The organism is Amylibacter marinus (assembly GCF_030160015.1).
Taxonomy (GTDB): Bacteria; Pseudomonadota; Alphaproteobacteria; order Rhodobacterales; family Rhodobacteraceae; genus Amylibacter; species Amylibacter marinus.
The window spans coordinates 190387-212247 of the sequence record NZ_BSNN01000004.1 but is presented as its reverse complement, the minus strand read 5'-3'; the positions used below and the strand labels follow the sequence as shown (position 1 = coordinate 212247).

Genomic DNA, 21861 nt, shown 5'->3' with positions numbered 1-21861 from the left:
TGTATCTTTGGTTTTAAACCCTAGGGTAATCCCGTTATTTAGGTTTTCATAGTCTAAAAAACCTAAATATTGGATTTTTAACCGATATTGGGTGGGATTCGCGTTTCGTTATTGACGTGTGACGGATAAAGCAATTGTTATCTAAACGTCAATGCAAGAGCGATTCTGTTAAAAAATCTACTTATAAACAATACGTTGCTGAATTTTGGGCTGTTCGGCTCAGCCTTTAAAAACCTGTTTTTTGGTTTTTGTAATATAAAAAGCCAAATTTATATTGGCTTTTAGGGTTTCAATGTGCAATTTAATGGTGTGGGGCGAAGAATCACCCTACCTGACATCACAATTTCTGGGAGGAACTATCTGTGTTCAAAAAATATTCACGTATCGGCCTGCTTGTAGCAGCAAGCGCCATTGCCAGCACGACTGGCGCATCCGCTGAGGGCTTCAAAGCGGAAAACCCACAATGTATCGCTCCATCTAATCCAGGTGGCGGTTGGGACTTTATTTGCCGGACAACAGCAAAATACCTATTTAACCTGAAGGTCATCGAAGATTCGATGCAGGTGACAAATATGTCTGGTGGCGGTGGCGGCGTTGCGTTCGCACACGTTACCAAAGAGCGTAATGAAGATAACAACCTAATCGTAGCTGCATCAATGAGTACCAGTGCACGTATCGCACAAGGTATCTATGAAGGTGCTGAGCAGGACGACGTTCACTTCTTGGCGACATTCGGCGCTGAGTATGGTGCGATCGCTGTTCGTGCGGATTCACCTTACACATCTCTTAAGCAAATGATGGATGACATTGTAGCGGATCCTAAGTCTGTTGGTATCGCTGGTGGTTCTTCTGTTGGTAGCTTTGACCACATCAAGCCGATGCTGGTTGCACGCGAAGCAGGTTTGGCCGATGTGACGCAAATGAAATACGTCTCATTTGACGGTGGCGGCGAAGCTATGACTGGTCTTCTGTCCGGTGCGGTTGAAGCGCTTTCGGGTGACTTCTCTGAAATGTTGGGCTTCTTGGAATCAGGTGACATTCGCATCCTGACCATCATGGCGCCTGAGCGCTTGAAGAACTTCCCTGACATCTCAACAGCCAAAGAAGAAGGTTACGATGTTGTTGGTGCAAACTGGCGCGGTCTTTACATGCCAGCTGGTGCAACAGACGAAGCCAAAGAATTCTGGAAAAGCGCAATCATGACGCTGACACAGGACCCAGGTTTCCAAGCAGAGCTTGAAGCGGCTGCAATCGAGCCATTCAACAACTTTGGCGATGACATGCACAAGTTCGTAGCAGGCAGCATTGCAGATGTGACCAAGCTTTCTAAAGAAATTGGCATCATTAAATAATACACTAACGTGCCGGCCAATGTGATTGGCCGGCACCCATTTTTCCCACAAAACAGGAGGCGAAAATGAGCGACCGCATATTTGGTGGTTTCGGGCTGCTACTTGCAGTTTTTTATATTTGGGCTGCGTCCACCATCAAAGATAGCTTTATGGTCGATGTTGTTGGGCCGCGGGCCTTTCCCTACATTGTAGGCACAATTCTTGGCCTGTGTTCGTTGTACTTTATCATCCGCCCTGATGATGAACCTGATTGGCCACATATGCGAGAATTCGCAGAAATCTTCTTCGCTGCTGCCGTTATGTTTGCGTATTGCGTAGCGTTGCCCGAATTTGGGTTCTTGATTTCAACCGTATTTGCCACAGCATATCTGACTTGGAGACTGGGAACACTGCCTTTGTGGTCGTTGCTAACCGGTGTTCTGACGTCTGCTGGCATCTATATCGTTTTTCACCTGATCCTTGGCCTGCACTTGGCCGAAGGTCCCCTAGGATTTTAAGGAGAGGATCATGGAGACTCTTTCACTTCTTGCGGATGGATTTAGCGTTGCTTTGACGCCGCAAAACCTATTCTTGGCCATTATGGGCTGCTTTTTGGGTACACTTATGGGTGCTTTGCCCGGACTTGGCCCAGCGAATGGCGTAGCTATTCTTATCCCAATTGCTTTTTCATTGGGGCTTGGGCCAACACCATCTCTAATTCTGTTGGTCAGTGTGTATTACGGGGCCATGTATGGGGGGCGGATCAGTTCGATTCTGCTGAATATTCCTGGCGATGAACCGGCAATGATGACCTGTCTTGATGGGTATCCAATGGCACAACAAGGCAAAGCTGGCGAGGCCCTGTCCTTGTCTGGGGTTGCATCTTTTGTTGGTGCATTTGTTGCTACATGTGGCCTGGTTGTTTTGGCACCGCAATTGGTTAAAATTGCGTTGTTGTTCGGACCTGCAGAATATTTCGTTTTGTTTACGGTGGCCTTTGCGACATTGGGTGGTATTTCATCCACGAACCAAGCCAAGTCTGCATTTGCGGCGGCGTTGGGGCTGGGTATTGCGATGATTGGCAGTGACAGTCAAACTGGATCGCAACGCTTTACCTTTGACCATATTCACCTATACGACGGGATTGATTTTCTGATCGCGATTGTTGGTTTGTTTGCGTTGAGCGAGGTTTTCATCTTCCTTGAGCATCACCGTGGCGGCGCCGCAGGCAGCTCTGCTGCGACAAAAGTTGGTCGCATCATGCCTGACTTTGGGATGATTAAACGCTGTATTCCATCCATGGCTCGCGGTACTGGCCTTGGCTTTTTCTCTGGTGTCTTGCCAGGTGCTGGGGCGTCTTTGGGTTCATTCTTGGCCTATTCGCTAGAGAAGCAAACCGTCGATCGTGATGGCAAAACATTTGGTACGGGTGATCCGCGTGGTGTTGCGGCGCCTGAGGCTGGGAACAATGCCGCCTCTGGTGGTGCGCTTGTACCTATGCTGGCACTTGGTGTTCCGGGTTCTGGAACGACGGCGGTTTTGTTGGCTGTATTGTTGCAGTTGAACATCACACCAGGCCCGCTTCTGTTTACCAAAAACCCAGATATCGTTTGGGGCCTTATCGCGGCGTTGTTCATTGCGAACTTCATCCTACTAGCGATGAACATCCCATTGGTGGGCATCTTTACACGGGTGCTGATGGTTCCAACGCGGATCCTGATGCCGATTGTTGCGATGATTTCTTTCGTTGGCATTTACAGCATCACCGGTTCATCATTTGATGTGATGTTGATGGTTGGATTTGGATTGGCCGGTTGGGTCTTACGCAAATTGGACGTGTCATTGGTTCCTGTCATTCTAGGCATTCTTTTGGGCAACCAAATGGAAGTGAACCTGCGTCGCGCCATGACGATTTCGGATGGTGATTGGCTGACTTTGGTCGGTAGCCCGCTGGCGATCATTTTGTGGATCATTGCGATTACCGGATTTGTTTTGCCGATGATGCTGGGCCGCCGGATGAAAAACAAAATGGAAGCCGCCCGCAACGAAGAAGAATTTGTTGGTGACTAAACCAATACTAGAGACAAGGGCCTTCGGGCCGAATAAAGGAGATAAAAATGAAGATTATGACACTTCCCTGTGATGGGATCGGGCCAGAAATTATGTCAGCGACACTGGCAGTAGTCGAGGCTGCGAACCAAAGGTTCAACCTGGGCATTTCGTTCCACGAAGAAGAATCCGGATTTGATAGCTTGAAAAATCATGGTATTACCTTGCGCGAAGAAGTTCTGGATCGTGCCAGAACTGAGTTCGATGGCGTGATTTTGGGAACCCAATCGCATATGGATTACCCCCCGCTAGTTGAGGGTGGTCGCAATGTATCGGCTGGATTTCGCATCGGGCTAGACCTGTACGCCAATGTTCGACCTGCCCGCAGCCGGGAATTTATTCCCAACAAGGCGCCAGGAATGGATTTGGTGATCATGCGCGAAGCGACCGAGGGTTTCTATCCTGATCGCAATATGTATCAAGGTGTGGGTGAGATGATGCCAGATCCCGATATGGCACTGTCTGTTCGCAAGATCACACGCCATGGGTCAATGCGCATCTGTCGCGAGGCATTTAAATTGGCAATGCAACGCGAGAAAAAAGTAGCTGCGATCCATAAGGCGAACTCGTTCTTGATGACCGATGGTTTGTTCTTGGAATGCTTCCGCGAGGTCGCGAAGGATTTCCCAGAAGTGGAAACAGAAGAGCTGATCGTTGATGCCTATGCAGCGCTATTGGTTCGCAAACCAGAAGCATATGATGTGGTTGTTGCTACCAATTTCTACGGTGACATCCTGTCTGATCTTGCATCTGAGTTGTCTGGGTCACTGGGACTGGCGGGATCGATTAATGCCAATGCTGAAACAGGGCTGTGCTGTGCTCAGGCGCAACATGGTTCCGCCCCTGATATCGCAGGTCAAAACGTTGCAAATCCGACGTCATTGATCTTGTCTGCGGCGATGATGCTTTCTTGGTTGGGTGAACAACGCGGCGTGGCCGATTTGATGAAGGCTGGTGATGCCATCGCACAGGCTGTGGATCGTGTAATTGATGATCCATCTACCAGAACTCGCGATCTTGGCGGTACGCTGAATACTGATGAGTTCGGTCAGCTGGTGGCCGATGCCGTAGCTGAAGAAGCGATGGCCGCATAAATCTTCTCCCAGTGGGTTCCCATGCCCACACTTTGCGTGGCGCCACCTTCTGGTGGCGCCCGATACTACCCCAAGGAGGTCTAAGTGACTGAACGCCCACGCATTGCCCTGATCCATGCGACCAAAGTAGCGATCGAACCGATTGAAACGGCGGCCAAGGAAATCTGGGCGGAGGCTGAAACATTCTCGATCTTAGAGGAAGCTTTGGCGCTGGATCGGCAAAAGCACTCAGATCTAACAAGTGATATGAATCGGCGCATCGTTGATCTTGCACGTTACGCAGAAGCCGCGAATGCCGATGGCGTTCTTTTCACCTGCTCTTCTTTTGGCGATGCAATTAGCCGCGCTAATTTAGATACAAATATTCCCGTGATGAAACCCAACGAAGCCATGTTTGATGATGCGTTTTCGTATGGGGATAATGTTACGATGATTTACACATTCCCACCTGCCGCACCTAGCATGGAGGCAGAGTTTGCCGAGATCGCAAAGGCCAAAGGGCGGGATGCTACGCTAACATCCGTTCTATGTGAAAACGCATTAGAGGCAAAAAAGGCAGGTGACGTTGCAGCTCATGATCAGATGATTGCAGATACTGTGGCCCAGATTACCAATGCGGATGTAATATTGTTTGCACAATTCTCAATGGCCTCCGCCGCTCCATTAGCGCGTGAAGGCACCCATACCCCCATACTAACCAGCCCCGAATCCGCTATAAAAGAAGTGCGACAGCGGGTTGGCGCAGGGCGAAAGGACTAATCCATGCTTATAGGCGTTATTGCAGATGACTTCACTGGTGCTAGTGATATAGCAAGTACTCTGGCCAAGGGCATCGGTGCCGAAGGCGGATTGAAGACAGCTCAGTTTTCAGGCGTACCTACCGCACCCGTATCCGCAGAGATCGAAGCTGGTGTGATTTCGTTGAAATCCCGATCTGCACCAGTGGAGCAAGCCGTAGAGGATAGTTTGCGCGCTCTTGAATGGTTGTTGGCGCAGGGGTGCTCACAAATTGTTTTCAAATATTGCTCGACATTTGATTCGACGCCAAAGGGAAATATCGGCCCTGTAGCCGATGCTTTGGCCGATAGATTAAATGCCAGTGGTATTGTGGTTTGCCCCGCATTCCCGGCGACTGGACGCAGTATCTATCAAGGGTATCTGTTCGTTGGGGACGTTTTGCTAAGTGAATCTGGAATGCGAAATCACCCTCTCACACCTATGACGGATGCAAACATCCGCCGGTGGCTGGGGCACCAAACCGACAGTTCTGTTGATCACCTACCGCTACCACGCATAATCAAAGGTGCTGCTGAAACGCACAAGGCGTTGTCCGAATCGCGTGCCCGTTTTGTTGTCGCGGATGCGATACTTGATGAGCATCTAGTTACGCTGGGCGCGGCATTAGACGGCGCACCATTGGTTACCGGCGGATCTGGTATTGCCTTGGGTTTGCCGCGGAATTTCATCCGCTCGGGCCAGGCCAAGGGCACTGTTCCTGCTAAAGGTGGGGTCAGTGGTAAGGCAGCCATTTTGGCCGGATCATGCTCGGGTGCAACGCGGGGCCAAGTGGATCTACACATGCAATCGCATCCCAGTTTTGCAATTGATGTTCCGGATGTAATGGAGGGCCGCCTTGGATCACAAGATTTGGTCGCGTTTATTGAAAAACATTCTGGAAATGCACCCCTAGTGTATTCTTCTGGTGCGCCCGAAGATGTACGAAAAATTCAAGACCGATTTGGTGTAGAAGCGGTGGCGGCACGTTTAGATAAATTATTTTCAGAAACGGCTTGTGCATTATTGGATCTCGATTATCGGCGTATTGTTGTTGCAGGTGGTGAAACATCGGGCGCAGTGGCCCAAGCAGTGGCAGACAAGTTGAAATCTCCTGCGTTGGAAATCCGCGCGGAGATTGATCCTGGTGTACCTATCCTGATGTTGGGCGATGACAGACCAGTGGCCCTTGCCCTTAAATCGGGAAACTTTGGGTCAGTAGATTTCTTTGTAAAGGCATTGAGTATGATGGGTGATGAAACATGAGTATTGAGAGAGATTTACGGGAACAAATGTCCACGCTTTGTGCCTCGTTGTATCAACGTGGTTTTTCGGTTGGTACAGCGGGTAATGTATCTGCGCGCCTGCCAGATGGCATTTTGATGACGCCAACAAATGCAACATTGGGTGGCATAGATCCAGACAAGATCAGCAAGCTGGATTTGAATGGCGAACACGTTAGCGGAGACCGCCCAACCAAGGAGGTATTCCTACATCAGGCGTTTTATGACACGCGCCCTGAGGCGGGTGCGGTGGTGCATTTGCATTCAACTTGGGCTACGGCGTTATCGTGTCTAGAAGACACTGATCCAGATGATTGCGTGCCGCCTTTGACACCCTATGTGGTGATGCGGGTAGGGCGTGTGAAATTGGTGCCCTATGTCAAGCCAGGCGACCCAAAATCTGGGGATTTGATCCGTGATCTAAACGGCGCCTATGGAGCGGTATTGTTGGCCAATCATGGGCCAGTTGTATCTGGTAAGGATCTATTCTCGGCAGGTTGCGCAGCAGAAGAGCTGGAGGAAACGGCGAAATTGTTGGTTGCGCTTCGCGGGCAGAAAACACGCCTTTTGTCCAATGCGGATGTCATGGACTTGAAGGCGACATTTGGAAACATGTGAAGAGGAACACTGCAGAATTGCGGGATGAAAGATACCGCTGATTTTGCGAGTGATCACGTTCAATGCTGACACATGAGGATGGGCATTTTTGTGAATATTGACTATGCCGAGAATGGCCCACATTTCCAGAAAAAAACTCTGTGAAACAGTATATAGTACAGTCATGGCCTGCGGTTCGTACCCTTGCCTTGGCCTCGCTGGTGGGGTGGCTGCTTTCGCTTAGCAGCTTGCCCTTGGCGTGGATGATCGGTGCAATGCTGGCTACGGCATCGGCGACCTTTCTGAAGCTGCCTGTCGATTTACCTACCAAGGCACATCAGATCGTTCGCACCATGGTTGGGATGATGCTTGGGGCCTCAATAACAATGGAGCTTTTGCTCTCTGTGACGCAATGGTGGGCGTCATTGTTGGGCTTGTTTGTCGTTTTCGCGGCAATGTTTCTGGTGGGGTATATAGCGTTACGCCGGATCTCGGGTTTTTCGCGTGCTTCGGCGGTTTTATGTGCGATACCGGGTGGAATAGCCGAGATGATATTGCTGGCCGGCGATGCCGGCGCCGATCAATCTCGGGTGTCGATTGTACATGCCCTACGCATTGCGCTTACGATTTTGGCCATGCCATTTTTGTTGGTCTGGATGGGCGAATATGATGGGACAAGCACGCAAATAGCTAACCAAGTCAGCCTATCTGTAGAGGATTGGTTTTGGATGTCTGTCTGCCTCGTGTTGGGATTGGTCGCGCATCGCTACCGGATCCTGCCCGCCTCTTTGGTGTTGGTTCCAATGCTCATAAGCGGCTGTTTACATGTAGCTGGTATAACAGATTTTTTGGTGCCAGATTTTGTGACGATTCTTGTGCAGATTTTCATTGGCGTCCACGTTGGAAGCCGTTTCCAAGGCATCACATTGGCAACGCTAAGTGGCGCATTGGCGTCGGCAATTGTTGTGGTCGGGGTGCAGATTAGCCTCGCCTGCGGAGCCGCGATCTTAGTCAGCGGTGTCGTGAATTTGGATACCACGGCACTGATGCTGGCCTATGCGCCGGGTGGGTTGGCGGAAATGTCGCTGATTGCTGTGGCGGCGGATGTCGAATCTGCCTTTGTTGGTTTACATCACCTGTTCAGGGTTCTCGTGGCATTGATCGCGGCACCTATTCTGATCGGATGGGCCAAAAGAGCAGCCTAGGACACCTATATGTTTTGCAGGGCAAATCGTGTTGAATAAACGAACCGCGCGACGGCTGATATATGAGCGCCGCGACCATTGCGCGGGCAAAGACCTGTTCTTGCACAACCTCAGTAAGTGAAATCTTGGCGTTGGGTGTGTAAATCAATCTAGGGTGTGATTTCGCATGTATTCATCAATACGGCAGGCCGGATCGCTGTTGTCTAGTAGAGATGACCCGATGCGGTTCCAATTTCTCTGATCAAATTCGGGGAAAAAGGTATCAGCGCCTTCGATAGTGGTGTCCACCTCGGTGATCAATAGTCGCTGGGCAAGGGGTAACATTGCGCTATAGATGCCTTGGCCGCCGATCCCATAGACGCGCCTAATCCCATGTGAATAAGCCATGTCGATCGCATCTGTCGGGGTGCTGCAAACATTTTCGGCAATATTGTGGTTCGATGAAACCACTATGTTCAGCCGGTTTTTCAGGGGCTTGAAGGGCAGGCTATCCCATGTGTTGCGCCCCATGATAATTGCGCCACCCAGCGTTTCTGTCTTGAAAAAGGCCAGATCCTCGGGAACGTGCCATGGAATTGTGTTGTCTAGGCCTATGGCGCCATTTTTTGCGCGTGCAACGATAAGAGTTAGCATGATTAAACCGCCACTGGTGCTTTGATACTGGGATGAAACTGATAGTTCTCGAATTCAAAATCCTCGAATTTGAAATCGAAGATTGAGGAAACGGTGCGGCGAATTTTCAAGCTGGGCAAAGGGAAATGTTCGCGTTGAAGTTGGGTGTTAACCTGATCAACGTGGTTTGAATAGATATGTGCATCACCGATGGTATGGATGAAATCACCCGCCTCATACCCTGTAACATGCGCGAGCATTTTCAACAGCAATGCATAGCTGGCGATGTTAAAGGGCACACCCAGAAACATATCCGCAGAGCGCTGATAAAGTTGTAGGTGCATTTTGCCGCCAACGATCCGCACCTGCCACATGGTGTGACAGGGGGGCAGGGCCATGTTTTCAATTTCGGCGGGGTTCCATGCGGATACAATCAACCGGCGGCTATCGGGTGTTTTTTTGATAGCCTCTATCAGGTTGGAAATCTGATCAATTGATCCTCTGTGGTATAGTGGGTGATCGTCCTTTTGCTTGTCGGTTGCAACTAGGCTGGGGAAATTGCGCCACTGTGCACCATAGACTGGCCCCAAATTTCCAGTCTCGTCCGCCCATTCATCCCAAATCGATACGCCGTTTTCTTTCAGGTATTTGATGTTTGTATCGCCACTTAGAAACCATAGTAGCTCGTGCACGATTGATTTTAAATGTAGCCGCTTGGTCGTAACCAAAGGAAAGCCATCGCGCAGAGGATAGCGTGTTTGGGTGCCAAAGTACGAAAGGGTGCCTGTTGCGGTACGATCGCTCGAGGCTTCACCGTTGTCCAGAATATGGCGAAGAAGATCGTGGTACTGTTTCATTGCGCAAGGCCTCCCAAATTGCCTGTGTTCCGGGGGTAATAAAATCCCAGCCACAGCTCTGGGATATTATTATGAAACAATAGGCTTAATACCAGAGCTAATCTGTCGATTTTCTGGCATTTTCGCGGGGGGTGTTGCGGGGCTGTGGCAAAGGTGTTGGCGCAATCTCGCTGGGGGCTAGGGGAATGGCATTAGGTCTTGAGATTTGTTATTTTATAAAATAACGATTTGTTAACTATTTCAGGATCGCAAAATGAGAAAACGTGCCGCAGACCGACAACAGGATGTATTAAGTGTACTGGGTGCTTGTGACAAACCCATGACCGCCTATCAAATTCTTGCGAAATTACAGTTGGCAGAGCCTGATATTGCTCCGCCAACTGTGTATCGAACACTATCAGCGCTTACTGATCAGGGGCGCGCGCATCGCCTAGAATCACTCAAGGCCTTCGTTCCCTGTCGGTGTAACCACGGGGAAAACCTACCCGTTTTGGCGATCTGTGAAGATTGCGGATCTGTCGAGGAGCATGATGGAAGCGCACTGTTGCCCAAACTGGCGGCCCTAACGGGCCACAGCGCATTTCGCGTTGATCGCCACATTGTTGAAATCCACGGCCAATGCGGGATGTGCTTGGCCTAACCCCCTATAACGTAACTATTGGAAATATAATGAAAAAAACACTTTCTTTGCTGGCCACAATCGCTGCCGCCCCCGTATTAGCCGAAGAGGCCCGGCATTTGGATGCCCACGAGCACGGCATTGGCGCGCTGAATATCGCAATACAGGACAAGAGCGTTGTGATGGAGCTGACCGCGCCGGGTGCGGATATCGTCGGGTTTGAGCACGAGGCGACCAGCGATGCCGACAAAGAGGCCATTCATCACGCTGTAGAGATATTGGAAAACCCTCTGGCTCTTTTTGTATATCCAGCCGCGGCAGGATGTAGCGTAACGGCGGCTCATGCGGGGCTAAAGGTAGAGCACGAGGAAGGTGAAGAGCATGACGACCATGAAGAAGAGCACGCGCACGAAGAAGCGCATGATGGTCACGATGACCATGATGAAGAGCACGACAAGCATGATGACCATGAGCACGAAGAAGAGCACGATGATCACGAAGGCCATACAACAGATGCAGGGCACAGCGAATTTCATGCCGAATATGAGCTGAGCTGTGATGCGCCAGAGGCCTTGTCTTCCATCAACTTTGCGTATTTTAATGTATTTGAAAACGCCAAAGAAGTCGAAGTTCAGATTATCAATGGCGCGGGTGCACATGCCTATGAGGTAGAGCGTGCATCTCCGATGCTAAAATTGGAGCACTGATGCACGGTGAATGACCCAGTAATAGATATGCGTGATGTCGCCTTTCGTTGGCCGGGACGGGCAGGGTTTTCTCTGCGCGTCGCGCACCTTCGGGTGGCGGCGGGCGAATCCGTTTTATTATTGGGGGAAAGCGGTTCTGGTAAATCGACCCTGTTGTCTCTGTTATGTGGGACATTATCGGCGGATCAGGGCATGCTCTCCATAGCCGGTACGCCGGTTTCCAATCTGTCTGGCTCTGCGCGGGATAGATTTCGTGCGGAAAAAATTGGGGTGATTTTTCAGCAGTTTAACCTGTTGCCCTTTGGGACTGTGCTAGACAACATCCTACTTCCCTTGCGGTTTGCACCTTTGCGGCGCAAACGGGCAGGGGATGCGATAGTGGCGGCACAAGATCTATGCACCGCGCTGGGTTTGCCAAAAGGTATCGGTAGCATTAAGGCTAGCGCGCTAAGCGTAGGCCAGCAACAGCGGGTTGCGGTTGCGCGTGCATTGATCGGCCAACCGCCACTGATTATAGCAGACGAGCCGACCTCGGCGCTGGATGCAAATAGCCAATTGGCCTTTTTGAATGTGTTGTTTTCACAGGCTAAGACCCACAATACTGCCCTGTTAATGGTTAGCCATGATCCACGTCTTGGGGCGCATTTTGACCGGGTGATAAACATGGCGGATATCGCCGAGGTAGAAAGAGAAATGGTATGAACTTGCGCCTGGCACTTGCCTCTCTTTGGGCGCGGGCATTGACCGTTGGGATGACGATTCTGGCGGTAGCGCTGTCTGTTGCGCTGTTTCTGGGGGTTGAGAAGGTGCGCACAGGTGCCAAGGCCAGCTTTGCCAATACCATATCGGGCACGGATTTGATTGTTGGAGCGCGCTCTGGCTCTGTTCAGCTATTGTTGTATTCGGTTTTTCGCATCGGTAACGCGACCAATAATGTCACATGGCAGAGTTACCAAGACATCGCACAACGCCACGAGGTAGACTGGATCGTGCCGATCTCGTTGGGGGATAGCCACCGACAGTTTCGCGTTATGGGCACGACCAAGGCGTTCTTCGATCACTACAAATACCGCCAAGGCCGCGCTTTGGCTTTGCGTGATGGATTGGTGCTAGATGATCTGTTTGATACGGTGATCGGGGCTGATGTGGCCGCGACCTTGGGCTATGCGGTTGGGGATCCGATTGTGGTGGCCCATGGTTTGGCCTCGTTTTCCGAACACAAGGATCAACCCTTTCGCATCTCTGGAATCTTAGAGAAAACCGGTACGCCAGTGGATCGTACCGTGATCGTGAGTATGGAGGCCATCGAGGCCATTCATGTGGATTGGAAGCGTGGTGCCAAAATACCGGGCCAAGTCACACCAGTGGATCGAATTCGCCAGATGGATCTAAGACCACAGGCTATTACTGCGGCCCTTGTGGGTGTGAAAAGCCCACTCCAGACGTTTAAATTACAACGCGCGATCAACGAATACCCTCAGGAACCGTTATTGGCAATTTTGCCAGGTGTTGCGCTGCAAGAGCTTTGGGGAATTGTAGGCATCGCGGAAACGGCGCTATTGGCTGTATCTGGAATGGTGGTGGTTACGGCGTTGATCGGGATGATGGCCACGATATTCTCTAGCCTAAATGAGCGGCGCCGCGAAATGGCGGTATATCGCGCAATGGGTGCGCGCCCTGCCACGATCCTGTGCATGTTGGTGCTAGAGGCGGCGCTGATTGCGGCGCTTGGGGCGGTATTGGGCTTGGCTTTTTTATACGCGGGATTATTTGTCGCACAGCCGATGGTGGATAGCGCCTATGGGCTGTGGTTGCCGATTGAGGCCCCCAGCCTACAAGAGGTATGGGTGATGCTGGCGGTTATAGGTGCTGGCGCAATTGTGAGCTTGGTCCCAGCGATAAGGGCTTATAAAATGTCCCTTGCTGATGGTATGATGGTTAAAACGTAAACGAGGTAGTCCAAGTGGAACTGATGCTAAACCGTAGAAAAACCGTGATGCTTCTGTCCGCTGGTTTGTTGGCCCCTCGGGCTGCGCTATCGGCCACACCACGCGAAATCACATGGGAAGAGTTGATCCCAGAGGGTGTTCCCTATTCCAATATTATTGGTGAGGGCGAGTTGGATGAGACCAATGATACATGGAATCCGATCTATGATGAAAATGGCGTTAAGCTGAATGAACAGCTGAATGGCGCCTATATTAAAATGCCCGGATTCGTGATCCCCTTTGAGATAACCGATCAGGGCGTTACGGATTTCATGCTGGTGCCCTATATGGGGGCCTGTATTCACACCCCGCCGCCCCCTGCAAACCAATTGGTGGTTGTCAGCGCCAAGACCCCTTGGCCCAGTGATCGATTGTGGGATGCGGTATGGGTCACCGGCCAAATGCGCACGCAATTACAATCCACGGACCTCGGCCAGACGGGGTATTCCATAGTGGCGGAAGAAATGGAGGTCTACCAATGGTAGGCCCGCGTCTTGCGCGGCGATGGCTATTGGCGGGAATGGCCGCCAGTGCCTTGGTAACGCGCAGAGTACATGCAGATGAATTTATTGATCTAGATTGGGATGATTTATTACCCGAGGGCGAAAGCATAATTCCCAATGATTTGCTTAATTTGATTGATCATGACAAATCTCTGCCAAGTAGCGAACAACCGATATCCAGCGGTGTGCGTACCGATTGGACAGGACAGACCGTGCGTTTGCCTGGGTTTGTGGTGCCTATCGAGCATCGCGGCACTGGTGTTACGGCTTTTATTCTGGTGCCCTATGTAGGGGCATGCGTGCATGTGCCACCCCCCCCGGCAAATCAGTTGGTCTTTGTAACCACTGAGACCCCTTTTGAAACCAAAGGTTTGTACGAGCCGGTGAATGTGATCGGGATGTTTGGGGTGTCATCCATCTATACCCATCTTGCCGAGGTGGGCTATGCAATATCTGCGGATCGTATAGAGCCCTATAACGGCTAACCCTGCCTGTGCGGGGGCATCGATCGCATGGCGCGCACACTGTGCGCCCATCACTGCCCCGACAACAGGCAAAGGTCTGCATCCTAGGAGCGATTCTCATTGATCAACTGCTCCGTTATCTGCATGTAATGACGCAAATTGCCCACAAGGGGCGCGTATCGAGATGCGCCGCCCGCAAATAAGATGTCCAATCCATCGAGGATTGGGTGCAGATACCCACAGAACAGGTGCGACCATGACATTAAAATGCCAACCCAATGCCAGCCATTTCATCAATGGCGCCTATGTTGAAGATACCGCAGGCAAGCCGATAGATTGCTTTTACCCTGCCACAGGGGAAAAGGTGGCACAGCTATATTCCGCCACTCCTGCAATCATCGACGCGGCCCTAAGTGCGGCACAGGCGGCACAGAAGCAATGGGCAAAAACAGCGCCAGTGGAGCGCGGGCGTGTTTTGCGCCGCGCAGCAGATATCATCCGCGCCCGCAATCAAGAGCTATCTGTTCTAGAAACCTATGATACCGGCAAACCATTGCAGGAAACGCTCTATGTGGATGCAACATCAGCAGCGGATGCCTTGGAATATTTCGGTGGTCTTATCGCATCTGTTACTGGCGAGCATATCCCACTGGGCGATAATTGGGCCTACACCAAACGTATCCCTCTGGGGGTGTGCGTGGGGATAGGCGCATGGAACTACCCGACACAAATCAGCTGTTGGAAGGGGGCGCCAGCGCTGGCCTGTGGCAATTCGATGGTTTTCAAGCCCTCCGAAATGACGCCTCTATGCGCATTGAAAATAGCAGAAATTTTCATCGAAGCCGGTGCCCCTGCTGGTCTGTACAATGTGGTACAGGGATACGGGGATGTGGGTGGCGCACTGGTGAGCGATCCGCGCGTAGACAAGGTCTCGCTGACTGGATCTGCCGAAACCGGCAAGAAGGTCTATGCCGCGGCTGCGGCGAACATGAAACACGCAACCATGGAATTGGGTGGCAAATCCCCACTGATCATTTTTGATGATGCCGATGTTGAAAATGCCATCGGGGGTGCGTTGTTGGCCAATATGTATTCAACCGGTCAGGTGTGTTCCAACGGCACACGGGTCTTTGTGCAAAAAGGCATCAAAGAGGCATTTTTAAAACGCTTATCCGAGCGTACAGAGGCGATAAAAGTTGGGGATCCAATGGATGAGGAAACCCAGTTTGGGCCCATGGTCTCTAAGGGTCAGCGCGATATCGTAATGAGCTATGTGGCTAAGGGGATCGATGAGGGCGCCAGATTGGTTACGGGCGGTCACGTGATCGAGGGGGAGGGCTATTTCATTCAGCCCACCATTTTTGCGGATGTCACAGATACGATGACCATCGCGCGGGAAGAGATTTTCGGCCCTGTAATGTCTGTGTTCGAATTCGAAACAGAAGAAGAGGTTATCGCGCGCGCAAATGACACAGAATTGGGGCTGGCCGCGGGTGTTTTCACCAATGATTTTACACGGGCCCACCGCGTGATAGATGCGTTGGATGCGGGTACGTGCTATATTAACAGCTACAATGATGCCCCGGTTGAGGCGCCTTTTGGTGGCGTAAAGGGATCGGGAATTGGGCGTGAAAATTCAAAGGCCGCGATCGAACACTATAGCCAGTTAAAAACCGTTTATGTGGGTATGGGGTCAGTAGACTCGCCCTACTAAGGATCGAAAAATGGAAGCAGATTATGTAATCGTGGGTGCGGGATCGGCGGGCTGTGCTTTGGCCTATCGTCTGTCTGAAAGCGGCAAATATTCGGTGCTGGTAATTGAACATGGTGGCAGTGATATCGGCCCCTTTATTCAGATGCCTGCGGCCCTCTCTTATCCAATGAACATGAAAACCTATGATTGGGGCTTTGAGAGCGAACCAGAACCACACCTAGGTGGGCGAAAATTGGCAACGCCGCGGGGCAAGGTGGTTGGCGGATCGTCCTCTATTAACGGCATGGTTTATGTCCGTGGTCATGCCAAAGATTTTGACCACTGGGCCGAAAGCGGCGCACAGGGTTGGGGTTATGCCGATGTTGCGCCCTATTTCAAACGTATGGAGAACTGGCACGATGGCGGCCATGGGGGAGATGCCAGCTGGCGCGGAACCTCTGGCCCCCTGCATGTGACGCGCGGCCCGCGGAAAAACCCGCTTTTTCATGCCTTTGTACAGGCAGGCAAACAGGCAGGTTATGTGACAACCGATGATTATAATGGGCATCAGCAAGAGGGTTTTGGCCCGATGGAGCAAACCGTGTACAAGGGGCGGCGCTGGTCTGCGGCCAATGCCTATCTGCATCCGGCCCTAAAACGCGATAACTGCAGCCTTGTCAGAGGGTTAGCGACCAAAGTTACCTTTGATGGTACCCGCGCAACCGGCGTAGAAATGATCCGGAATGGCGCATCCGTTATCGCCCATGCCAAGCGCGAGGTGATCATCGCGGCCTCTAGTATTAATTCACCGAAATTGCTGATGCTTTCCGGTATTGGGCCGTCCAACGAATTGAAAGAACACGGAATACCAGTGTTGGCGGATCGCGCTGGTGTTGGGAAAAATCTGCAAGATCATCTGGAATTGTATATCCAGATAAAGAGCCTAAAGCCCATCACCTTGTATCGGTATTGGAATTTATTCTCCAAGGGCCGCATTGGATTGCAATGGTTGTTGACCAAGGCTGGGCTGGGTGCCTCAAACCAGTTTGAATCCGCGGCCTTCATCCGGTCTGATAAAGGGGTGGATTACCCTGATATCCAGTATCATTTCTTGCCAATTGCTGTGCGCTATGATGGCAAAGCCGCGGCCGAGGGTCATGGTTTCCAAGCACATGTTGGCCCCATGCGCAGTGCGTCTCGCGGCGAAATCACCCTGCGCTCGAGCGATCCTACAGAGGCGCCCAAAATCCTGTTTAACTATATGAGCGATCCACAGGATTGGGCGGATTTCAGAACCTGTATTCGCCTAACGCGCGAGATTTTCGCGCAAGAGGCCTTCGCCCCCTATGCCGAGCGGGAGATCCAGCCCGGCCATGATGTGGAAACCGACGAACAGTTGGATGCCTTTATTAAGGAACATGTGGAAAGCGCCTATCACCCCTGTGGCAGTTGTAAAATGGGCGCCGTTGATGACCCCATGGCCGTGGTTGATCCCGAATGCCGGGTGATCGGGGTGCAGGGGCTTCGGGTGGCGGATAGCTCTATTTTCCCGCGGGTGACCAATGGTAATCTAAATGCGCCCTCAATTATGACCGGCGAGAAGGCCGCCGATCATATCTTGGGGCAGGGGATGCTAGCGCCGATCAATGACCAGCCCTGGATGCATCCTGATTGGGAAACCAAACAGCGTTAATCATTCGCCGCGTGGGAAGCGTTGATCGTTTTCCACGTTATCCAAATTCATGTGATTGCGCATAAAACGCTCGGATGCTTTTTGTAGGGGCTGGTAATCCCATGGGTAATATTCACCATTGCGCAGGGCTTCGTAGACGACCCACCGGCGCGCTTGGCTTTCGCGAACCTGTTGGTCAAACGCGGATAAATCCCAGCGCGCCTCTGATTCTGCACGCAATTTTACCAAGATACCTTGATGATTGGCCGAGGTCGCTAGATTTACCTGCTCGTGCGGATCATCATCCAGATTGAACAACTGATCAGGATCCAAGGCACAGCGCGTGTATTTCCACGCACCACTGCGCAAAGAAACCATCGGCGCATAAGAGGCCTCGGCAGCATATTCCATGGCCACTGGGGATGTACGGCTGCCGCCTTGGCCTAGGTGGACTAAGCTCTCGCCTTGGACCCATGGCATGATTTGCGTCATCGACACTCCCGCCAAATCACATAGGGTGGGCGTAACATCGATGTTGGAAACAGGTGTTGTGACCAGACCGGCGTCCATCTGCGGGGATGAGATCATCAGCGGCACACGGGCCGAGCCCTCGAAGAAAGACATCTTAAACCACAGTCCCCGTTCGCCCAACATATCGCCATGGTCAGAAACAAATAGAATTGTCGCTTCTTGGCGGGTGGATTCCAGCGCGCCAAGAATTTCGCCTACCTTGTCGTCTAGGTAGCTGATGTTGGCAAAATAGGCACGGCGCGAACGCTTGATATCCTCTGGGGTAATGTCGAAACTACGCCAATCATTGGCGTCGAAAATTCGCTGAGAATGGTTGTCGTGATCATCGTAATCCAGCGCCGGCACTTCTGGCAACAAATGCTCGCAATCCTCGTATAGATCCCAATACTTTTTACGAGTCACATAGGGGTCATGGGGGTGCGTAAAGCTGACCGTTAGACACCATGGGCGGCTATCATGCCCCCGTGCTAGGTCATAAATTTTGCGCGTAGCGTGATAGGCGACCTCGTCATCATATTCCATCTGATTGGAAATTTCCGCAACACCTGCACCGGTGACCGACCCCATGTTGTGATACCACCAGTCTATCCGCTCGCCGGGTTTGCGATAATCTGGTGTCCAGCCAAAATCAGCGGGGTAGATATCCGTCGTGAGGCGTTCCTCGAACCCATGCATTTGATCTGGGCCAACAAAATGCATCTTGCCCGACAAGCAGGTCTGGTATCCCGCCCCGCGCAGGTGGTGTGCATAGGTTGGGATATCCGAGCAAAATTCGGCGGCATTATCATACACTCGAGAGCGTGAAGGCAGGAGCCCCGACATGAAAGACGCCCGCCCAGGTGCGCAGAGAGGCGATGCCGTATAGGCATTTTTAAACCGTGTTGATTTTTTTGCCAGCGCCTTTAGGTGCGGGGCATGTAGGAAATCTGCTGGCCCATCGGGGAAGAAGGTGCCATTCAGTTGGTCGACCATAATGATCAGAATATTTTGTTGATTTTTCATGTGGGTCTCTTTCACAGATTTGCCCTAGCATACTGTGATGTAGGGCAAAAGAGTGTTCAAATTCGACGCTCGTGACCAATAATCGACCCTATATTTCACCGATAAAGATATAGCCGGCGCCATAGATGGTTTTTATCATCTTGGGGTTTTGGGGATCATCATGCAGTTTGGTTCTAAGGCGAGACACCCGCACGTCCATGGCTCTCTCGAAGCTATCGGCCACACTGACGCCCAGCTGATCCGCCATATGCTCGCGCGAGATCAGACGGTTGGGCGAGGATAGGAACAGATGCAACAGCTGCATTTCCGCCGCAGACAGACCAAAGACCTCGCCGTCAGGGTTGGTTAGCTTGTGTTGATCAAAATCGGCAGTCCATCCAGAAAAGCGGATCACCGATTTGCTGGGCGAAGAGGGGGGATGCTGATTCCGCCGCAATAGCGCACGCACCCGCGCCACCACTTCGGCGGCTTCGAATGGCTTGGTGATATAGTCATCCGCCCCTAATTCTAGCCCGACGATTTTATCCTGAACCCGAGAACGACCAGAAATGATGATTGTAGCGATGCCATCCTCTACGGACAATCGATTGACCAACGCTAGGCCGTCCTTATCCGGTAGGCCTAGATCAATTATGCAGACATCGGGTTTGTGAATAGACAGGTCGCGCTCAAACCCTGTGGCGCGGCCATAGCTGCGGGTTTGGTATCCTGCGTCGTTCAGCTCCTCACAGAGCAGCTGTCGTATATCGGCGGAATCTTCGACGATTGAAATTAATTTTTTATCCATGGGTTTGTCTCTGAAGCATTGCCGCAAGGGCGCTATAACTGAAGGGTTTATGCAATACGGGAAAGTCGCTGGCGGCATCCCTACGGAGGGGATCCTCGGATGGCAACCCTGTGATGGTTATGATTGGAATATCGGACCGCAATTTTCGTATGCTTGTCGCCAGATCAAGTCCCGTTAGGGTGCCTGCCAGCATCAAATCGGTAATTACATGGGTCAGGTCTGGGATCTTCCCTAGATTGACCGCCTCTTCGGCGCTGTTTGCTTCGATCACGGAATGGCCCATATTGCGCAGATACTCGCGTACAGTCGCGCGGATTTCATCGTTGTCTTCGACCAGTAGTACCAATCCGGGTTTGCTGTGCTTTGCTGGGGTGTAGGGGATGCGGATGCTGACGCGTGCGCCGTGGCTTGTGCGGTTTTGGATGTCGATATGCCCGCCGCTTAGTTTGGTGAAATCAAAAACGGTCATCAACCCAAGACCACGCCCTGCCTGATCTTTCTTCGTGGTATAAAATGGCGCAAAGGCATTTTTTTGTGCGGCTTCGCTAAATCCTGGCCCTGAATCCAGCACCAGAAACTCCAACCAATCTTGGTGTGGGCGATGGGCAATCACCATGATTACGCCTTGCTCGGTGATGGCCTCGGACGCGTTTAGGGCCAGATTTAATAGGGCATCAAGAACGAAACCGTGATCGAGGATAATTTTTGCATTGCCAATTTTGTTTTTGATCACGAGTCGAATGTCGGGTGCTACCGCTGCCGTCGCTAGGCGGCGAAAATCCTGCATAAGATCATCAAAGGAGATGACCTCTGGTGCCAGACTACGGGTGGTATCTACTTGGGACAGGCCTTGTAGCAATGCGCCCCCGCGTAGTGCGGCAGCCTTGGTTGTTTCTACGATGTTTTGGATTTCACTGGATTGGGGCGCTAGTTTTTCCAGCTTGGCCTGTTGGCCGATAATAATGGTTAGTAGATTGGAAAAATCATGTGCAAGGCCGCTGGTCAGCTGCGCCGCCAATTCGCGGCGCTTGGCATGTGTAAGGGCGCGACGGGCATTGGCCTCGTCGGTGATATCCATCGACAGAAGATATGCGCCGATCACGCGGCCCTTGGCATCGCGATCGGGTGTGATTGCCAATCGGATTTGCTGACCAGTTTTTTTAACCGAAAACTGAAACGTTTCTGCTTGTCCTTGTAGGGCTTGGTTCAGGCGCGGAGCAATCAGGGCATAGACCTCTTTACCCAAGGCTTGTTCAAAATGTAGGCCGATAATTTCCTTGGGCCTGCCGGAAATTACCGTATCTAGGCGACGATTGGAGTAGGTGTAAATGCCCTCTCGATCCACACGGGCAATATGCGCTGGGGTCATTTCATTTGTGGTTTGCAACAGCGATTCTGACTCGATCAACTCGTTTTTCGTCTCTTCCAAAGCCATGATCGTAGCGCTAAGCTGGCGGTTGCTACGGGCCAACTGCTCTGAGCGGCGCAACAGCTTTTCTGACAGGTCTTTTGAATGGCCCTGTAGCAGTTTCTCTTGGGCCTTGGTTTCCGAGATATCCGTATAGACAGCCACCCAGCCGCCCTGCCGCAGGGGGCTGCCTTCGATAGAGACGTAGCTGCCGTTGGCGCGTTGGCGTTCTAGGTAATGTGGCCGAAAGGTTTTCGCCTGTGCCACGCGTTGATCGATGAACCTTTGTTTGTCCTCGATCACACCGTATTCACCGGTTTCGGTCAAATGGGTGATCGTGTCCTTGAATAGGGCACCGGGCTGTACCAGATGATCGGGTAGGCCGAACAGATCCTTGAATCGGCGATTGGCTACAACCAGTCGCAGATCTTGGTCGTAGATCGAAATTGCCTGCTTGATCAGATTTAACCCTGAGCGGGTCATTTTTTCTGTATTGGGATTAGGGTTCTGTCGTTCCATGTCTTATTGCTAGCACCCAAAAAGTGGTCTTGACCAGCGGTATGAAAATTATTTCATTTGTTACATTTTGATACATTTCAGAAAAACTTCTGCAAAAGGCCGACCC

General features: G+C 51.5%; 21 protein-coding genes. 16 read left to right on the top strand and 5 right to left on the bottom strand.

Features of this window, described 5'->3' with window-relative positions:
- Positions 1 to 362: 362 nt before the first annotated feature.
- From QQL62_RS08250 to QQL62_RS08215, 8 genes are all read left to right on the top strand, one after another.
- Positions 363 to 1352, top strand: a complete 990-nt coding sequence (locus QQL62_RS08250) for a Bug family tripartite tricarboxylate transporter substrate binding protein (protein WP_284377671.1) — start codon at positions 363 to 365, stop codon at positions 1350 to 1352.
- A gap of 65 nt (positions 1353 to 1417) precedes the next feature.
- Positions 1418 to 1849, top strand: coding sequence for a tripartite tricarboxylate transporter TctB family protein (locus QQL62_RS08245; RefSeq protein ID WP_284377669.1), 432 nt, complete (start codon positions 1418 to 1420; stop codon positions 1847 to 1849).
- A gap of 10 nt (positions 1850 to 1859) precedes the next feature.
- Complete coding sequence (locus QQL62_RS08240) at positions 1860 to 3401, top strand: tripartite tricarboxylate transporter permease (RefSeq protein ID WP_284377667.1); 1542 nt, start codon at positions 1860 to 1862, stop codon at positions 3399 to 3401.
- A gap of 47 nt (positions 3402 to 3448) precedes the next feature.
- The gene (locus QQL62_RS08235) at positions 3449 to 4534 is read left to right on the top strand and encodes an isocitrate/isopropylmalate dehydrogenase family protein (RefSeq protein ID WP_284377665.1); all 1086 of its coding nucleotides are present in this window, start codon (positions 3449 to 3451) and stop codon (positions 4532 to 4534) included.
- 84 nt (positions 4535 to 4618) lie between these two features.
- Positions 4619 to 5293, top strand: coding sequence for a hypothetical protein (locus QQL62_RS08230; protein ID WP_284377662.1), 675 nt, complete (start codon positions 4619 to 4621; stop codon positions 5291 to 5293).
- Between the two features lie 3 nt (positions 5294 to 5296).
- A complete protein-coding gene (gene otnK, locus QQL62_RS08225) occupies positions 5297 to 6574 on the top strand; it encodes a 3-oxo-tetronate kinase (protein WP_284377660.1) in 1278 nt (425 codons plus the stop codon).
- Positions 6571 to 7209: a 3-oxo-tetronate 4-phosphate decarboxylase gene (otnC, locus tag QQL62_RS08220; protein ID WP_284377658.1), complete on the top strand. Its 639-nt coding sequence runs from the start codon at positions 6571 to 6573 to the stop codon at positions 7207 to 7209. The genes otnK and otnC overlap by 4 nt, the downstream gene beginning before the upstream one ends.
- A gap of 140 nt (positions 7210 to 7349) precedes the next feature.
- Entirely contained in the window at positions 7350 to 8393 is a 1044-nt protein-coding gene (locus QQL62_RS08215; RefSeq protein WP_284377656.1) for an AbrB family transcriptional regulator, read from the top strand.
- Positions 8394 to 8537: 144 nt separating this feature from the next.
- Here the strand turns inward: QQL62_RS08215 and QQL62_RS08210 are convergent, their stop codons facing one another.
- Positions 8538 to 9026 carry a dihydrofolate reductase gene (locus tag QQL62_RS08210; protein ID WP_284377654.1) on the bottom strand — a complete coding sequence of 163 codons (489 nt, stop codon included), beginning with the start codon at positions 9024 to 9026 and terminating at the stop codon, positions 8538 to 8540.
- Between the two features lie 2 nt (positions 9027 to 9028).
- Positions 9029 to 9862 carry a thymidylate synthase gene (locus QQL62_RS08205; protein WP_284377651.1) on the bottom strand — a complete coding sequence of 278 codons (834 nt, stop codon included), beginning with the start codon at positions 9860 to 9862 and terminating at the stop codon, positions 9029 to 9031.
- 253 nt (positions 9863 to 10115) lie between these two features.
- On the opposite strand from QQL62_RS08205, the gene QQL62_RS08200 reads away from it, so the two are divergent.
- From QQL62_RS08200 to betA, 8 genes are all read left to right on the top strand, one after another.
- Positions 10116 to 10502 carry a Fur family transcriptional regulator gene (locus QQL62_RS08200; RefSeq protein ID WP_284377648.1) on the top strand — a complete coding sequence of 129 codons (387 nt, stop codon included), beginning with the start codon at positions 10116 to 10118 and terminating at the stop codon, positions 10500 to 10502.
- Between the two features lie 29 nt (positions 10503 to 10531).
- The gene (gene zrgA, locus QQL62_RS08195) at positions 10532 to 11188 is read left to right on the top strand and encodes a zinc uptake protein ZrgA (RefSeq protein WP_284377646.1); all 657 of its coding nucleotides are present in this window, start codon (positions 10532 to 10534) and stop codon (positions 11186 to 11188) included.
- Positions 11189 to 11215: 27 nt separating this feature from the next.
- Positions 11216 to 11890 (top strand): ABC transporter ATP-binding protein, encoded by a 675-nt coding sequence (locus QQL62_RS08190; RefSeq protein ID WP_431355762.1) that lies wholly within the window; start codon positions 11216 to 11218, stop codon positions 11888 to 11890.
- Entirely contained in the window at positions 11887 to 13137 is a 1251-nt protein-coding gene (locus QQL62_RS08185; RefSeq protein ID WP_284377642.1) for an ABC transporter permease, read from the top strand. Before QQL62_RS08190 ends, QQL62_RS08185 begins: the two co-directional genes overlap by 4 nt.
- 23 nt (positions 13138 to 13160) lie before the next feature.
- A complete protein-coding gene (locus QQL62_RS08180; RefSeq protein ID WP_284377640.1) occupies positions 13161 to 13661 on the top strand; it encodes a DUF3299 domain-containing protein in 501 nt (166 codons plus the stop codon).
- Positions 13655 to 14164, top strand: coding sequence for a DUF3299 domain-containing protein (locus tag QQL62_RS08175; RefSeq protein ID WP_284377638.1), 510 nt, complete (start codon positions 13655 to 13657; stop codon positions 14162 to 14164). The genes QQL62_RS08180 and QQL62_RS08175 overlap by 7 nt, the downstream gene beginning before the upstream one ends.
- A 235-nt stretch (positions 14165 to 14399) precedes the next feature.
- Positions 14400 to 15857: a betaine-aldehyde dehydrogenase gene (betB, locus tag QQL62_RS08170; RefSeq protein WP_284377636.1), complete on the top strand. Its 1458-nt coding sequence runs from the start codon at positions 14400 to 14402 to the stop codon at positions 15855 to 15857.
- 10 nt (positions 15858 to 15867) lie between these two features.
- Entirely contained in the window at positions 15868 to 17529 is a 1662-nt protein-coding gene (betA, locus tag QQL62_RS08165; RefSeq protein WP_284377634.1) for a choline dehydrogenase, read from the top strand.
- Here the strand turns inward: betA and betC are convergent, their stop codons facing one another.
- The 3 genes from betC to QQL62_RS08150 all read right to left on the bottom strand — a co-directional run bounded on the left by betC (position 17530) and on the right by QQL62_RS08150 (position 21755).
- A complete protein-coding gene (gene betC, locus QQL62_RS08160) occupies positions 17530 to 19041 on the bottom strand; it encodes a choline-sulfatase (protein ID WP_284377632.1) in 1512 nt (503 codons plus the stop codon). It lies immediately after the preceding gene.
- An 88-nt stretch (positions 19042 to 19129) separates the two neighbouring features.
- Positions 19130 to 19828, bottom strand: a complete 699-nt coding sequence (locus tag QQL62_RS08155; RefSeq protein WP_284377629.1) for a response regulator transcription factor — start codon at positions 19826 to 19828, stop codon at positions 19130 to 19132.
- Positions 19821 to 21755, bottom strand: coding sequence for a PAS-domain containing protein (locus tag QQL62_RS08150; RefSeq protein WP_284377627.1), 1935 nt, complete (start codon positions 21753 to 21755; stop codon positions 19821 to 19823). Before QQL62_RS08150 ends, QQL62_RS08155 begins: the two co-directional genes overlap by 8 nt.
- Between the last annotated feature and the right edge of the window lie 106 nt (positions 21756 to 21861).

Bases quoted from the DNA above. Each gene is read 5' to 3' on its own strand.
- QQL62_RS08245 (WP_284377669.1), top strand. From the start codon at position 1,418: ATGAGCGACCGCATATTTGGTGGTTTCGGGCTGCTACTTGCAGTTTTT.
- QQL62_RS08240 (WP_284377667.1), top strand. From the start codon at position 1,860: ATGGAGACTCTTTCACTTCTTGCGGATGGATTTAGCGTTGCTTTGACG.
- QQL62_RS08235 (WP_284377665.1), top strand. From the start codon at position 3,449: ATGAAGATTATGACACTTCCCTGTGATGGGATCGGGCCAGAAATTATG.
- otnK (WP_284377660.1), top strand. From the start codon at position 5,297: ATGCTTATAGGCGTTATTGCAGATGACTTCACTGGTGCTAGTGATATA.
- otnC (WP_284377658.1), top strand. From the start codon at position 6,571: ATGAGTATTGAGAGAGATTTACGGGAACAAATGTCCACGCTTTGTGCC.
- QQL62_RS08210 (WP_284377654.1), bottom strand. From the start codon at position 9,026: ATGCTAACTCTTATCGTTGCACGCGCAAAAAATGGCGCCATAGGCCTA.
- QQL62_RS08205 (WP_284377651.1), bottom strand. From the start codon at position 9,862: ATGAAACAGTACCACGATCTTCTTCGCCATATTCTGGACAACGGTGAA.
- QQL62_RS08200 (WP_284377648.1), top strand. From the start codon at position 10,116: ATGAGAAAACGTGCCGCAGACCGACAACAGGATGTATTAAGTGTACTG.
- zrgA (WP_284377646.1), top strand. From the start codon at position 10,532: ATGAAAAAAACACTTTCTTTGCTGGCCACAATCGCTGCCGCCCCCGTA.
- QQL62_RS08190 (WP_431355762.1), top strand. From the start codon at position 11,216: ATGCGTGATGTCGCCTTTCGTTGGCCGGGACGGGCAGGGTTTTCTCTG.
- QQL62_RS08185 (WP_284377642.1), top strand. From the start codon at position 11,887: ATGAACTTGCGCCTGGCACTTGCCTCTCTTTGGGCGCGGGCATTGACC.
- QQL62_RS08180 (WP_284377640.1), top strand. From the start codon at position 13,161: ATGCTAAACCGTAGAAAAACCGTGATGCTTCTGTCCGCTGGTTTGTTG.
- QQL62_RS08175 (WP_284377638.1), top strand. From the start codon at position 13,655: ATGGTAGGCCCGCGTCTTGCGCGGCGATGGCTATTGGCGGGAATGGCC.
- betB (WP_284377636.1), top strand. From the start codon at position 14,400: ATGACATTAAAATGCCAACCCAATGCCAGCCATTTCATCAATGGCGCC.
- betA (WP_284377634.1), top strand. From the start codon at position 15,868: ATGGAAGCAGATTATGTAATCGTGGGTGCGGGATCGGCGGGCTGTGCT.
- betC (WP_284377632.1), bottom strand. From the start codon at position 19,041: ATGAAAAATCAACAAAATATTCTGATCATTATGGTCGACCAACTGAAT.
- QQL62_RS08155 (WP_284377629.1), bottom strand. From the start codon at position 19,828: ATGGATAAAAAATTAATTTCAATCGTCGAAGATTCCGCCGATATACGA.
- QQL62_RS08150 (WP_284377627.1), bottom strand. From the start codon at position 21,755: ATGGAACGACAGAACCCTAATCCCAATACAGAAAAAATGACCCGCTCA.